Annotated in this window: 12 protein-coding genes; 1 reads left to right on the forward strand and 11 read right to left on the reverse strand. The window is 40.2% G+C overall.

What is annotated here, in order from left to right:
* Nucleotides 1–24: 24 nt before the first annotated feature.
* Together CWO92_RS04440 and CWO92_RS04445 are read right to left on the reverse strand one after the other, a co-directional pair.
* Complete coding sequence (locus CWO92_RS04440) at nt 25–1,347, reverse strand: glycoside hydrolase family 125 protein (protein ID WP_101352990.1); 1,323 nt, start codon at nt 1,345–1,347, stop codon at nt 25–27.
* The gene (locus CWO92_RS04445; protein WP_101352991.1) at nt 1,347–4,046 is read right to left on the reverse strand and encodes an alpha-mannosidase; all 2,700 of its coding nucleotides are present in this window, start codon (nt 4,044–4,046) and stop codon (nt 1,347–1,349) included. The genes CWO92_RS04440 and CWO92_RS04445 overlap by 1 nt, the downstream gene beginning before the upstream one ends.
* 348 nt (nt 4,047–4,394) lie before the next feature.
* Between CWO92_RS04445 and CWO92_RS26500 the strand changes: the two genes are divergently transcribed.
* Nucleotides 4,395–4,511 carry a hypothetical protein gene (locus tag CWO92_RS26500; RefSeq protein ID WP_158176484.1) on the forward strand — a complete coding sequence of 39 codons (117 nt, stop codon included), beginning with the start codon at nt 4,395–4,397 and terminating at the stop codon, nt 4,509–4,511.
* A gap of 438 nt (nt 4,512–4,949) precedes the next feature.
* Here CWO92_RS26500 and CWO92_RS04455 read toward each other — a convergent pair whose 3' ends face one another.
* The 9 genes from CWO92_RS04455 to CWO92_RS04495 all read right to left on the reverse strand — a co-directional run bounded on the left by CWO92_RS04455 (nt 4,950) and on the right by CWO92_RS04495 (nt 14,516).
* Nucleotides 4,950–5,324 carry a DUF3899 domain-containing protein gene (locus tag CWO92_RS04455; RefSeq protein ID WP_101352993.1) on the reverse strand — a complete coding sequence of 125 codons (375 nt, stop codon included), beginning with the start codon at nt 5,322–5,324 and terminating at the stop codon, nt 4,950–4,952.
* Nucleotides 5,325–5,433: 109 nt separating this feature from the next.
* Nucleotides 5,434–7,050 carry a peptide ABC transporter substrate-binding protein gene (locus CWO92_RS04460; RefSeq protein ID WP_101352994.1) on the reverse strand — a complete coding sequence of 539 codons (1,617 nt, stop codon included), beginning with the start codon at nt 7,048–7,050 and terminating at the stop codon, nt 5,434–5,436.
* Between the two features lie 27 nt (nt 7,051–7,077).
* A complete protein-coding gene (locus CWO92_RS04465; RefSeq protein ID WP_101352995.1) occupies nt 7,078–8,031 on the reverse strand; it encodes an ABC transporter ATP-binding protein in 954 nt (317 codons plus the stop codon).
* Nucleotides 8,024–9,046: an ABC transporter ATP-binding protein gene (locus CWO92_RS04470; RefSeq protein ID WP_101352996.1), complete on the reverse strand. Its 1,023-nt coding sequence runs from the start codon at nt 9,044–9,046 to the stop codon at nt 8,024–8,026. The genes CWO92_RS04465 and CWO92_RS04470 overlap by 8 nt, the downstream gene beginning before the upstream one ends.
* A gap of 11 nt (nt 9,047–9,057) precedes the next feature.
* Nucleotides 9,058–10,002, reverse strand: coding sequence for an ABC transporter permease (locus tag CWO92_RS04475; protein WP_101352997.1), 945 nt, complete (start codon nt 10,000–10,002; stop codon nt 9,058–9,060).
* Nucleotide 10,003: 1 nt separating this feature from the next.
* A complete protein-coding gene (locus CWO92_RS04480; RefSeq protein ID WP_101352998.1) occupies nt 10,004–10,930 on the reverse strand; it encodes an ABC transporter permease in 927 nt (308 codons plus the stop codon).
* Nucleotides 10,931–11,097: 167 nt separating this feature from the next.
* A complete protein-coding gene (locus CWO92_RS04485; RefSeq protein ID WP_101352999.1) occupies nt 11,098–11,544 on the reverse strand; it encodes an Lrp/AsnC family transcriptional regulator in 447 nt (148 codons plus the stop codon).
* A gap of 383 nt (nt 11,545–11,927) precedes the next feature.
* A complete protein-coding gene (locus CWO92_RS04490) occupies nt 11,928–13,250 on the reverse strand; it encodes a TIGR00366 family protein (protein ID WP_101353000.1) in 1,323 nt (440 codons plus the stop codon).
* 75 nt (nt 13,251–13,325) lie between these two features.
* Nucleotides 13,326–14,516, reverse strand: a complete 1,191-nt coding sequence (locus CWO92_RS04495; RefSeq protein ID WP_101353001.1) for an acetyl-CoA C-acetyltransferase — start codon at nt 14,514–14,516, stop codon at nt 13,326–13,328.
* Between the last annotated feature and the right edge of the window lie 44 nt (nt 14,517–14,560).

Here is a 14,560-nt window from a genome sequence, read left to right on the forward strand (position 1 = left end):
TTTCTCCCTGTTCGTTCTATGTTGTCATTTCGTGCACGATAATTGCTGATATAATGGACTGCCTTTCACCGCATATCCACATAAGCTTAATACGAACTCACTGAACATAGAATTTGCCCACGAAAACCAATCACGTGTGAATTCCTCCGGTTGATCTGCGTGAAAACCTTCATGCATAAAACCGGTTCCTCCGTCTGTTTGCTTCATCACCTCCAATATCCATTGTCTTTCTTCCACATCCGTTGTCGTCATGCCTTGCATAGCAAGGGCAATATGCCATATATAATGATCAGGTGTATGTGGACTGCCAATCCCTCTTGCCGCTTTACCTTCATAATAGTAAGGGTTATCACGACTTAATAAGAACTTTCTAGTATTCTTGTAATTTACATCGTCATAGGAGCACCAGCCAAGATACGGTAACGATAAAAGACTTGGGACATTGGCATCATCCATGAGGTTGTAATGCCCCCTGCCATCTGTTTCATACACATACATATTTCCGTAAATCGGATGCTCTAATACTCCATATTTTTCAATCCCCGACTTGATTTCGGCTGCAAGTACTTCACATTCCGCTTGAATAACAGTATTTCCTAAAACATCCTTACAAATTTCCGCAGCGTATTGTAAAACGACTACTGCAAACATATTTGCAGGGATTAAATAACCGTATAGGCAAGCATCATCACTAGGACGGAAGCCACTCCAGGTCATACCTGTCGGGGCTGTCAACGATCCCTTGCCCCCACGGTTTAATGTATCAGATTGGCGAACATTTTGACGCTCAAATAGATAAGGGGATGCGGTTTCATGATGTTGCTCTGTTTTCCAAACTTCAAGAATCTTTTCTAAGCCTTGAATAAAGGTTCCATTAAATTGACTTGTTCTTCCCGTTGCTTTCCATAATAAATAGGAAAGCTGGATTGGATAACATAAAGAATCTATTTCATACTTTCGTTCCCATATGTAAGAAGTCATCTCTGTTACATCACTTTGATGCCCTTTGCCATTTGCCGTTTCATTAAATGCATTTGCGTATGGGTCATGGATAATATACTGAAATTGACGGCGGACAACCCCTTCAATGAGATCCGCAATTTCAGAATCATGTTCTGCTGCGATTAGATAAGGACGGACTTGGGCAGCGGAATCCCTTAGCCACATGGCCGGTATATCCCCCGTAATCACAAATGTCGTTCCGTCAGCCTGCGGTTTTAAAGTCGTTTGATACGTATTAACAAAGCATTGTTCAAACATCTTTTGCAGCTTCTTGTCCTCTGGAAATGTTGCTTTTACATGATTAATGATTGTTTGTAGTGATTGTGGAATTATTGGTTCTGTCATTATACATGTTCTCCCCATCCGATGGTCTTAATCTCAAAAGGTCTCACAGTAATACTGGCATTCGAACCAGTGAATGTTTCCCTTTTTTCTTCTAAAATGGTGCTTTCGTAATGCTTCGGTGCTCCGATTATCTCTGCGGTTAATAATGAATCATGATTAGTTGTGTTGAACCAACGGATCAGCACATCATTAGAAGATTCAGCAAGCTTAATAGAGCTTACTGCAAGATGCTCCCCTTCCCAGGCAAAAAAGGTTTGATCGCATGGGAGATGTCCTTTATGTACATCAGTCTGTACTGCCACAACAGGTGTCTGATAATGGTAGGCGATTTCAAATGCTTCACCCGTAATATCACCTTCATGAGGAATAACCATCCATTCTGCTGAGTTTATTCCGATACACTGTGCTTCCGGGGTCGGGAACCAGCCCCAGTCACCAAGTTCGGAGACAGATCGTAAAAGGGTGACGGCAATGGTATTTCCCTCTGATACAATCTCGTATTCTTGTAATCCTTTATTTGCAATCGTAAGACCTGATTGCCCGTCAGAAATGCTTACAAAAGCATGTTGATGATGATCGAAACTAGGATTCTCCCATTCTGATTCAGGGGAGTTTGGTCTTTTTGCAATTTCAAATACGCTGTCTGCATAATGAAAATTAGCTGACAAATTGGTCGGATAAAGAACCCGAATTCGATGATCCATTGCCTGATTATCGATGACTGCTTTTACCTTTAGTCCTTTACCACCTTTTTCTAAAGTAAGGTATGTAATGACTTTAATTGTCACCTTTCTTTCGGAACGGCCGGATACTCTGTCACGATGCCAAATTAATCGTTCTTTCTCTCCCTCGAAAGTTGCTGCCGCTTTCTCTGGTATCTCCCAATAATGAGTAATCGCTATCGTTCCTTTTATAGAGCTATTTTCAATGGTTTTTATCTCCGCTTGTAGTCCTTTTGTTGTGTAAACTCGACCCTCTGCCTTTTTAAACATATATTCATTGCCGATGTCACCGGTATTTTCATAGCTTCCTTGATTTGGATATACTTTTCCCGATAATTTATCACATAAAGTGTAAGAACCATCTTCATGGACATCCACTTGAAGGAATTCATTTTCTAATATAGTTCCTTGTTTGATAATGGATTCTTCCTCAACATGCTGATGAACGCCATTTTGCAAAAAGAAGGTTTGATAACCTAGATGCGAAAGATTTTCAGCAATAAAAGTTATCTTTGCCCTTTTCGCGTAATAAGGGCGGCGAAATGCATCTTCCGGTAGATCGTAACCAAAGCGGACATCAAGCTCTTCTATGGTGAAAGGGATCTCCTGCCCCTTTGAATTAGTTAGATGATAGGCCGGAAGTTTTTGGGTTTTGAGAAATGCCGGAATTTCGGAAAATGCCATTTCACTAAAATATACTTTCTCTAATTCGATTTCTTTTTCCACAATTACAGAGCGATTTTTTCCAGATGTATTGAAAACAACAAGAGGAATAGCCTTATCCATTTCTCCAGTGTTAATTTTGGAGGCAATTTCCATCGCTTTATCATTTATTATCATGTCAGCCGTTTGCTTTACCTTTTTAAAACGGATTTCCATCTCCTGATGAACTTCATCTACACTGCAACCGCATATGCTGTCATGTGGATGATTCTTCATTAAGGTTTTCCAGGCATACCGCAAATAATCACGCGGATATTCCCCGCCTGTTAAATGAGAAAGAACGGAAAGCGGTTCTGCAACCTTTTCCAGAAGCGTCTGGCACTCTTGATTCATTTGTTTTAAATAAATACGTGAGGATGCTGTATTCACAAGAGTAGACCAGCCATCCGTGCGTTGGTTACGCAATTCTCCACGAATCGTTTGCAGATTATCAGGCAATCCCTCTTTTACTGCTTGTATGTAATCGTCAAAATTAGAATGAATAAACTCTATATCAGGATAGAGCTCCTTAGCGATATGAATAGCAGCACCCACATCTTGTTGAACTGGCTGATGGTCACAACCATTCATAAATAGCAAGTGCGGAGTTGATGCATACTTTTCAGCTTCCTGCAATTTCCTCTCCCAAAAGGATCGTGCTTCCTCTGAATCTGTTGGCACTTCATTTCCATTGGAATACCAATTTGCAAATAGAATACCAAGAACAGATGAACCATCAGGTGCTACCCACTGCATTTCGGAATATGGTGATTCAAAGGACTTCATATCACTGACTGTGTTGTTAAATCCGGTTGGCTTCACCCCGCGGCCAAATGCCGCGGTATCAATGCCTGCTTGTTTTAACAATTGCGGTGCCTGACCATAGATACCAAATGTATCAGGAAAATATCCTAGTTTGGATATCGCTCCAAATTCCTTTGCATCTTGAAAACCATACAAGAGATTCCTTACATTTGCCTCTCCACTTGTTAAAAACGCGTCTTGAAGCACATACCAAGGACCGATATGCAGTTTCTTGTTTTGAATCAGTTCCTTTAGTTCTTCTCTTCTCTCCGGTTTGATTTCCAAATAATCTTCTAAAATAATCGTTTGACCATCTAAATGAAAACTTTGAAACTGCGAATCCTTTTTAAATAAATCAAGTAGTGTATCCATCAGCTTCACTAAATAATACCGATGTTGTTCAAAAGTCATATACCATTCCCGATCCCAGTGAGAGTGGGAAATAATATGTGCTGATTTTTTCTTTGTCATGCTCGCTGGCTCCTTTGGCTTTTATCAGAAAGCGCTATCAATTTCATCGAAAACTGCATGGGAAAATTCTACTTTCTCCCCTTTTACCATATGTCCGATGAAATCAATAGTCAACGGATGGAACGGAATTGATATAGTTTTTACAGTAGAAATTAAATTAGTCCAAAAATCGTTGTTGTAGGGACTCATGGGTGGTACTAATAAATAGGACCAATCGGTTGCAGATGCTATATTCCCAACAAGACCTTGCTAGAAACTTCAGTGTACAGGAAGCATCCAAATAATTGATGAAATGAAAAATAACCAAAAAGCACTTCGTGTAATACCAGTTTGTGCAGTGGTTGCGAAGTGACTTCACTCGCATTGTTTTTGAACTTTTACGGAGTGAACAGAACGAAAAATGAACTAGCAAGTCATCTTAGTAGCGTTCCGCTGACTTATCCAAATGAGCTAAAAGGGAACTAATTTTTGTCGGAGATGTTTCTGGAGCAAACACTGGTTATGGTGTATACCATGAACCAGTTGTAAATCTTGCAGAAAAGTACATAGATATCACTGGTAGTACATTTTAGTCAGGTAATACAATCTGTCGGGGAAGGCAAGCCAGTCTGGGTGATTACCACATTAACCTTTTCACCTGTGGATAATTTTAAAACTTGGACAACCCCTACTGGAAAAGTAGTTTTTCCGAACACAGCGTAGCCATTACGGGTTACGATGAAAACTATATTTTATAAACAAAAGAATCAAAAGTGTGGACTGAGAAGGCTTATTCAAGCGTGGGAAGAAATGGAGAAACAAGGACAATTTATTTTTTCGATGTATTGTTGGATTGTTTGGTCATGTTTTGTCATGCCTAATATATAGAAAGTGGGAAAAGGTACCTGTCCCCTCGTCCCACCATTATTGATAATATCCAATTAGACTAACGAGTGAAACGGTTAACGAGATAATTGCAAAGTTCGTACATATATAGGATATCCACTTTGCTACATCATGCTTCCATTGATTCAGACTGTGGTCATTTTTCATTAGATTATCCGCACGCTCGGCAGATCTTGTTTTTGGAATGATGGTATTGCCTATAAGTTTAAATCCGTCGGTAAGTAGAGTAAGAAAGCCCGTTTTCCAAATATTCATGATAGCTGCAGCCATTAATGCAATAATACCTACCAAAAAGGTGCTATTAATCCAGGATAATAATGTCTCTCCTGTCCATAATTTATAACCAATCAGGATGCACAATGATATTAAACTTAGCAGGAAATGTTTTTTCATCCTCTATGTCACCTCCACTTTCTATCTCTATATATTTACATAAAGTGTGGGATGAGGGACCTGTCCCTCCATCCCAATCAAGTGGGAAAAGGGACCTGTCCCTTATTCCCTAATTACTTGTTTTCTTTGTCCACTTGAATGAAGGGCTGCTTTCTAAGTAATAGGCGATGTTACTGAATTTAGATGATGCTAAGAATGTGTTTGTGTAGAAATAGACCGGCATGAATGGCATGTCTTGCATTAGGACCTCTTCTGCTTGGTGTAATAGTTCAAAACGTTTTGTTTCGTCTTGTTCTACTTTCGATTTTGCCATTATTTCATCATATTTCTTGTTTACCCAACCTGTACGGTTGTTCGGACTGTCACCTAGGTAGTAATCAAGCATGATAACCGGGTCTACAAAGGAGCCAATCCAGCCCATGCGTGCCATTTGGAAGTTTTGTTGTTTTGTAGTATCTAAGTATGTTTTCCATTCTTGGTTTCCTACCTTGATATCAACACCAAGATTTTTCTTCACCATTTCTTGAACTGCTTCTGCAATTTTCTTGTTGTTTTCTGCTGTGTTGTACAGCAAAGTGACGTTTGGAAGTTTAGACCAACCTTCTTCCTTCATCCCTTCATGTAAAAGTTTCTTCGCTTCTGCAGAATCTTCCTTGAAATAATTACCGCCGTCTTCACGGAAGTCACCGCCATTTGGTGTTTTTACACCTGGAGGCACCATGCCGTAAGCAGGAATTTCACCGGCTTTGGTTACGTTTTCTGTAAGGGTTTTGCGATCGATTGCCATTGCAAAAGCACGGCGGATTTTGGCATTCGTAAATGGTTCTTTGTTGACATTAAACATAAGCATATACGTTCCGAAATAAGGTACTTCCTTAAATTCCTTATTATTTTTCTCTGCATCAAGTGCATCAGACGGTAATGTCATGACAAAGTCAAGTTCCCCTGTCTTATACATTTGATAGTAAGTGGTGGCATCTGGCACAATTTTAAACGTAATTTTTTTCAGGCTTACATCTTTTTGTCCATAATACTTATCGTTCTTCTCAATAACTACTTGACTATTATGCTTCCAATCTGTCATTTTGAAGGCACCGTTACTTACATAGTTGTTCGCATCTGCTGCCCAATTTTTATTTTTCTCTACTAAATCCTTCTTCACTGGATAGAAGGTATACATCGCTAGTAACTTATTAAAATACGCAAGCGGAGCATTTAATTCTACCTTTAATGTATGTTCATCCACAGCTTGTACTCCTACTTGGTCAGCAGAACCTTTTCCTTTATTATAGGCTTCAGCTCCTTTTATATAATAGAGATAAAAGGCAAAGGAGCTTCCTGTTTTAGGATCAAGCACTCGTTTCCATGAATATTCAAAATCCTGTGCTGTTACTGGTGTACCATCGGACCATTTTGCATCGTCACGAATGGTAAAGGTATAGGTTTTTCCATCATCCGAAACCTTTGTATCCTTTGCTAAACCTGGTACAATATTGCCTTTTTGATCCTTCGTATATAAGCCTTCAAAAGTATGATTTAATACCCAGCCAGAAGTTGTATCGGTTGCAAGGGCAGGATCCAATGCAGGCGGCTCCGCTGTCATCCCAACAGTCATCTCTTGCTTTACATCTTTTCCATCGCCTGAGGCAGCCTTATCACCGCCGCATCCAGCTAAAACACTAGACAAAGCCAGCATGGCAACTAACATAATAAACCATTTTTTCACAATTGTTCCCCTCCATTTTTTTGAAATTTAATTATATAAATGACAGGCTGTCCAATGGTTAGGTTGGACTTCCTTCCATTCTGGTGATGCTTGTGAACAAATTTCCATCGCATGTGGACATCTGGTACTAAACCGGCATCCTTGCGGCGGATTCACAGGACTTGGCGGATCACCGCCCAATACAATGCGTTCTCTCTTCACTGCTTTTGGATTGGCGACTGGAATAGCGGATAAAAGTGCTTGTGTATAAGGATGCAATGGATGAACAAATAGCTCGTGGCTATCGGATAGTTCCATCATTTTTCCTAAGTACATCACACCGATACGGTCGCTTATATGCTTCACCATTCCTAAATCATGAGCGATAAATAGATAGGTTAACCCTTCCTGTGTCTTCAAATCATCTAGCAAGTTAATAACTTGTGCTTGGATGGAGACGTCCAAAGCAGATATCGGTTCATCCGCGACAATAAATTTTGGTTGAACCGCTAAAGCTCTGGCAATCCCAATCCGTTGTCGTTGCCCGCCGCTGAATTCATGTGGGTATCTTTTTGCATGCGTGGGGTTCAATCCTACTTTTTCAAGTAATTCATAGATTCGATTTTGTCGCTCTGCACCTTTTGCCAGCTTAAAAGCATCAATACCCTCCGCAATAATGTCTCCTACTCGCATCCTTGGATTAAGGGAGGCGTGGGGATCTTGAAAAATGATTTGCATCTCTTTATTCGCGATTTTCCGTTTCTTCGAATCTAGTTTTCCAAAATCCTGATTATTATATAAAATACTTCCCGAGCTTGGTGCCTGCAATCCAACAATCGTTTTGCCTAAGGTCGACTTCCCACTCCCGCTCTCTCCTACAAGACCAAACGTTTCACCTTTTCGAATATAAAAAGATATATCATCTACCGATTTAACGGTTTGGTCCTTTTTAAGATGGAAGTATTTTTTCAGGTTCTTCACTTCCAATAAAGCCTCACTCATGATTTTCCCTCCCCGCCGCGACTAAGTCATGAAGTTTTGGTGCACGCTCATCATTTAACCAACATTTCGCTGTATGACCTTCACCCATTTCAAACTCAGGGGGCATATAATCTACGCAAACCTCCATTGCATATTTGCACCTGGCGGCAAACGGACAACCCTTTGGCGGATTAAATAGATCTGGCGGTGAGCCTTCGATTGGTACCAGCCTTTCTTTTTCCTCTGCCTCGAAATTTGGAATCGATTCTAGCAATCCCCATGTATAAGGATGTTTCGGAGATTCAAAAATATCTTCCACACTGCCTGTTTCGATAATCACACCAGCATACATAACGGCAACCCTTTGTGCCGTTTCAGCCACAACTCCTAAATCATGGGTAATCAAAATAATCGCTGTATTCGTTTTTTCCTGTAAATCCTTCATTAAATTTAGAACCTGCGCCTGGATCGTAACATCGAGTGCGGTTGTCGGTTCATCCGCAATTAACAATTCTGGATTACATGCAAGCGCAATGGCAATCATGGCTCTTTGCCGCATTCCGCCACTAAATTCATGGGGATATTGATGATATCGTTCCTCCGGATTCGGAATTCCAACTAGTTTAATCATTTCTACCGCTTTTTTTCTAGCTTGTCCTTGTGATACCTGCTGGTGGTTGAGGATGGCTTCCTCAATTTGTTTTCCAACCTTCATGGTTGGATTCAACGAGGTCATCGGATCCTGGAAAACCATACTAATCTTTGAACCTTTTAATTTACGCATTTCCTTTTTCGAAAGTTTTAACAGGTCTTTCCCTTGAAAAAGGATGCTGCCACCTTTAATTTTCCCCGGCGGAGTCGGAATAAGGTCCATAATGGTTTGCACAGTAACGCTTTTGCCGCTTCCGCTTTCCCCAACGATCGCCATGATTTCTCCTTTATTTACATGAAAGGAAACATCTCGAACAGCTTGTACTTCACCGCCGTACGTTTTAAAATTTACTTCTAAATTCGAAACCTTCAATAAGGGTTCCATATCCTCACCTCCTAGTCACTGTTTCTTGGATCAAGCGCATCCTGAACTCCATCTCCGAATGAATTAAAGGCAAACATCGTAAGCGAAATCAGAAAACCTGGGAAGAATAATCTCCACCATTGACCACTTAAAATAACCCCTAATGCATCATTCGCCATCGTTCCCCAGCTTGCAAACGGTGCTTGTACCCCTAATCCAAGGAAGCTTAAAAATGACTCTGCAAATATAGCCTGGGGAATAGTGAATGTTAAGTTTACGATAATAATCCCCATCGTATTTGGTATTAAATGTCTAAAAATTATTTTTGGATGAGATGTCCCTAGTTTTTCAGCTGCCAATATATATTCCTGAGATTTTAACTGCAGGACCTGACCACGGATAATCCGTGCCATTCCTACCCATCCCGTAACAGATAAGGCAATAATAATTGCTTTGATACCAGGCTCCATGATAACCATGAGCAAAATAACAACCAATAAGTAAGGAATACCGTATAAAATTTCCACAATCCTCATTAACGTCATATCAATACGATCGCCTTTTTTGCCTCGACCTGCCATGTAACCAGAGATACCTCCAACCACAACACCGATGACTAAATCAATTAAGGCTGCAACTAATCCGATGGTTAGGGAAACACGGGCACCATACCATGTACGAGCCCACATATCTCTCCCTAAATCATCCGTTCCAAACCAATGGTCACCGGATGGAGCTAAATTCGCCTTTGTTAAACTTTGTTGTGATGGACTATATGAGACCATCGATGGGCCAAAAATGGCAAAGAATACGATAATAACCAAAAGGGAAAATCCCAAGATTGCAAGCTTATTTTTGATGATTTTTAAAAGTGCATCCTTCCATGCACTTAGGCTTGGCCGCTGAATTGTATCTTGGATTAATCTCTTCGGATCAGCCGGGCGAAACAGGGATTGATCAATATTTTTTTCTATCATGTTAATCCCCCTTACTCGAAAGCTTAATTCTTGGATCTATAATCCGGTAGGAAATATCAATTAAAAACAAGGTTAAAACAAGTATGGAACTGTAGAATACTGTCACGCCCATAATGACCGGATAATCACGATTAAAAATACTGTCAACAAAGTATCGACCTAAACCAGGAATCGCAAATATTTTTTCAATAACAAATGTCCCGGTAAGTAGCGCTGCAAATAGTGGTCCTATAAACGTAACAACTGGAAGAATGGCATTTCGAATACCGTGTTTGACGACAAGCTTCGTTGTTGAGAGCCCTTTGGCATCTGCTGTTTTCATGTAATTCTGATTCATTACCTCAATCATATTGGAGCGCATAAATCGGGCAACAATGGCTAGTGGTGATGCCGCGAGCGCAATACAAGGAAGTATCGTATGATCCCATGATCCCCATGAGGCAACTGGCAGTAGCCCCCATTTTACCGCCACAAACTTAATCAAAAGTGGAGCTAGAATGAAGCTTGGTACCGATATACCGATAATGGCAATGATCATCGCCGTGTAGTCAAGGAACCGATTATGATTCAGTGCTGCGACAATCCCAAGTAAAAGCCCAAAGAATAAGGCAATGACGATGGCTTGAAGACCTAATGTGGCAGATACAGGAAAACCAGTGGATATAATATCATTTACAGTTCTTGTTTCAGATTGTATGGATGGTCCGAGATCAAAAGTAACTAAATTCTTTAGGTACAGCACGTACTGCACGGGGATAGGCTTGTCCAAGTTGTATTTTGCCCGGATATTTTCCAACACTTCTTTTGGCAAAACATTTGCATCAGAGGCAAATGGATCCCCAGGAATGCACTTCATAATCACAAACGTCAGCGTCGCAATCACCCAAATCGTCAAAAACATCGTCAAAAATCGCTTCAAAATATACATCTTGCACACCCCCAATCTGGGATGATGGGCTGATCCCTTTTCCCAGTATTATTTTTCATTGTGGGACGGAGGGTCAGGTTCCTTGTCCCATTTCTGGGATGCAGGGTCTGACCCCTCTTCCCAATCATAGTTGAATTACTTTCCCCTTTATTAAACGAACTTCTTCCTCATATGTACTCGAATGTATTTTTATACACTCCTAGCTGTACAATGTTGTTTGTTTCCGTAATGTCCTGAATTTGATTAAGCTTTAAAACCGTATTGGTTATTTCCTCATGATCCGCTACGGCAATTTGAACGAGTAGCGGGTAATCTCCTGACGTTAAAGTGATATAGCGGATTACCTTTATTTTCTTTAATTCTTCTATCACATTTGGGATGGAATCTGGCTTTACTTTTAATTGAATAATGGCTCCTGACTTAAGACCTAAAGCAATAGGATTGACAACGCCGACCACTTCGAATATGCCTTTTTCAAGTAAACTTTTATAGCGAAGTCTAATAGTTTTTTCCGTAACATTTAGCCTTCCAGCTATCTCTTTAAATGACATCCTGCCATCCACAGACAATTCCTTTATGATTCCGCGATCCAAGTCATCAATCTCAGCACTCATAAAATACCCCCCTTTCGATACTAAAATAGTAAATTAGCACAAGAAATAGGTTACTAATTGGAGACGTTACTCTGTTTTTAGATACACTTTTAACAAAATAATATCGCAAAAAGGAATATTAATCGTATTATATATTTCTATTTTTCAGAAATCAACATATTTTGCGAAGGTTTCGATTATTAGTTCCTTTGTAATGGTATTTTAGTCTTTTATCACGATAAAGTTTAGATTAACTTGAAGCATTTAGTCGTCTTGGGACAACTCTAATAGGGAAAATGGACGAGGGTTAAAGAAGTAATCTCTTTAAAAATAAAAAAATGTCTTAAAGGAGATAACTCCCTTAAGACACCGGTTAAAATTGTTCTATAAAAAATCTATCTTGTCTAAAAGAAATATAAACCTACAATAAAAATAATACCTGAATATATTAACGCTGTAAGACAGAATCCCATAATATCCCTCGCCTTAAGACCAGCGATTGCCAATGCAGGAAGCGCCCAAAACGGTTGCGCCATATTCATCCAAGCTTCTCCATATGCAATGGCCATGGTTGCTTTTCCAAGGTTTGCACCAACTTCCTTTGCAGCAGAAATGACATATGGACCCTGTACAACCCAGTGCCCTCCACCTGATGGAACAGCTAAGTTAACAATTCCGGAACTTATAAAGGTTAATATCGGGAAAGTATGTACGTTAGAGATCGCTACAAAGAAATGTGTAATACTTTCTCCTAAACCAGATTGTTCCATCATGATTTGAATACCTGCATAAAATGGAAACTGCACCAATATACCAGCAGTTCCCCCAATAGCCCTTTGTACTGCTCGCATATAAGACATTGGTGTACCATGTAAAATAATCCCCATAATAAAGAAAATGAGATTTACTATATTGATATTAATATTAAATCCATTATGAGAGAAATAGTAAATAAAATATACAATTCCCAAAAGACCAATGATATAAGCGAGAATTCTGCTTTCCTCCAGCTTCTCGGCAATACTAGCATTAGGAGGAAGTTTCTTAGATGTTGGCGGATCCTCTTTCAATAGCTCTGGATCAATCGCTACGATTTCATTTTCCGGCCGCATCATAAATTTAGTTAGGATTGGCAATGTAATCAAGATAGCTACCGTAATAAAAATGTTATAAGGTGTTAGTAATGTTTGTGAAATGGGAATAAGTCCTGCTAGTTTTTCAACCGGGTTACCTTCCGTGGCGGCTGCTAACGGCACTGAACCAGACAAACCTCCATGCCATGCTAAAAAACCCATATAAGCACTGGCAATTAATAATCGATAATCTACTTTTGGGATTCGCCGAGCTACTTCTCTAGCAAATAAAGCACCGACTACTAATCCGAATCCCCAGTTTATAATACAGCAAAAAGCAGACATAAATGTAACGAGCATGACACCTTGAGCAGGGGTATGAGCGAGGGAAGCCATTTTACCCATTCCCTTTCTTAACAGGGGTGAGCTTGCCAATGCATGTCCTGTTACAAGAACTAAAGCCATCTGCATGGAAAAAGCAAGCAGTCCCCAGAATCCATCTCCCCACATTTGGACAACATCCATCGGAGTGCTTGGGGTAATCGTTACACTAAGTATAAAGACAATAATTGTTAAAATCATTGCGAAGATTAGTGGATCCGGTAAATACCGTTCCACTATCTTAGAAAAGAATTTTGTTACTGAACTAACCATATACATCCCCCGTTTATTTGATCTGTAAGAATAAGCTATGAAGATTGCTTCTGATTATATAAATTTATTATTCTTCTATTTCTCCATCTCAACAATGGTTGAGATACCTTGGCCCCCACCAATGCAAAGGGTAGCCAATCCATAGCGCGAGTCACTATGCTTCATCTCATGTAATAAAGTAACTAAAATTCTTGCACCACTTGCTCCAATCGGATGTCCAAGGGCAATTGCACCACCATTTACATTCAGTTTATCCTGTGGTATTTGAAGTTCACGTCCAACTGCTATTGATTGAGCGGCAAACGCCTCATTTGCTTCAATTCTATCCATATCATCAATAGTGAGCCCTGCTTGTTTAAGTGCCTTTTTCGTTGCTGGTACAGGTCCAATCCCCATGATTGTTGGATCAACACCAGCAGTTCCATTACCACGAATGACCGCCATCGGTTTGATGCCATATTCATTCGCTTTTTCTCGGCTCATCAGTACTAGTGCTGCCGCACCATCATTGATACCAGAAGCATTTCCTGCTGTTACAGTTCCCTCCTGTTTAAATGCAGGTTTTAATTTTGAGAGATTTTCTGTTGTTACTCCTGACCTTGGGAATTCATCTGTGTCAAAAATAATCGGTTGGCCTTTTCTCTGCGGAATCACAACCGGAACAATCTCCTTTTTGAATTTTCCTGTTTTTATCGCATTCTCAGTTTTCTGTTGGCTCCAAGCAGCAAATTCATCTTGTTCTTCTCTGCTTATTTGAAATTGCTCGGCAATATTTTCTGCTGTAACTCCCATATGATAGGAGTTAATGGAGCATTGCAAGCCGTCAACGAGCATGCTGTCAAGGATTTTCCCATCTCCCATCCGGAATCCTGAACGTGCATCCATCAGTAGGTATGGTGCCATATTCATATTCTCCATGCCGCCAGCTACGATAATCTCTGCATCACCTGTTTGAATTGCCTGGGCGGCTAGATGAACAGCTTTTAGACCGGAACCACATAATTTATTGATAGTCATAGAAGTGACTTCGACTGGTATACCAGCTTGGATAGCAGCTTGACGTGCAGGACCCTGACCAAGGCCAGCTTGAAGAACGTTACCCATAATTACTTCGTCCACTTGCTCCGCTTTTATACCAGCAAGTTCTATAGCTTCCCTAATCACAATTGCCCCTAATTCCGTTGCAGGCGTATTACTTAGCGCCCCCATAAAACGCCCAATCGCAGTACGTACAGCGCTCACAATTACAACCTCACGCATAAACATCCCTCCAAATATAAATGAAAAATGGGTCTGGCCCCATTTCCCCA

This window comes from Heyndrickxia camelliae, from assembly GCF_002844575.1.
Taxonomy (GTDB): domain Bacteria; phylum Bacillota; class Bacilli; order Bacillales; family Bacillaceae_C; genus Margalitia; species Margalitia camelliae.

Excerpts from the sequence above, each read along its gene's own strand:
- CWO92_RS04440 (WP_101352990.1), bottom strand. The coding sequence starts at position 1,347 with ATGACAGAACCAATAATTCCACAATCACTACAAACAATCATTAATCAT.
- CWO92_RS04445 (WP_101352991.1), bottom strand. The coding sequence starts at position 4,046 with ATGACAAAGAAAAAATCAGCACATATTATTTCCCACTCTCACTGGGAT.
- CWO92_RS04455 (WP_101352993.1), bottom strand. The coding sequence starts at position 5,324 with ATGAAAAAACATTTCCTGCTAAGTTTAATATCATTGTGCATCCTGATT.
- CWO92_RS04465 (WP_101352995.1), bottom strand. The coding sequence starts at position 8,031 with ATGAGTGAGGCTTTATTGGAAGTGAAGAACCTGAAAAAATACTTCCAT.
- CWO92_RS04470 (WP_101352996.1), bottom strand. The coding sequence starts at position 9,046 with ATGGAACCCTTATTGAAGGTTTCGAATTTAGAAGTAAATTTTAAAACG.
- CWO92_RS04475 (WP_101352997.1), bottom strand. The coding sequence starts at position 10,002 with ATGATAGAAAAAAATATTGATCAATCCCTGTTTCGCCCGGCTGATCCG.
- CWO92_RS04480 (WP_101352998.1), bottom strand. The coding sequence starts at position 10,930 with ATGTATATTTTGAAGCGATTTTTGACGATGTTTTTGACGATTTGGGTG.
- CWO92_RS04485 (WP_101352999.1), bottom strand. The coding sequence starts at position 11,544 with ATGAGTGCTGAGATTGATGACTTGGATCGCGGAATCATAAAGGAATTG.
- CWO92_RS04490 (WP_101353000.1), bottom strand. The coding sequence starts at position 13,250 with ATGGTTAGTTCAGTAACAAAATTCTTTTCTAAGATAGTGGAACGGTAT.
- CWO92_RS04495 (WP_101353001.1), bottom strand. The coding sequence starts at position 14,516 with ATGTTTATGCGTGAGGTTGTAATTGTGAGCGCTGTACGTACTGCGATT.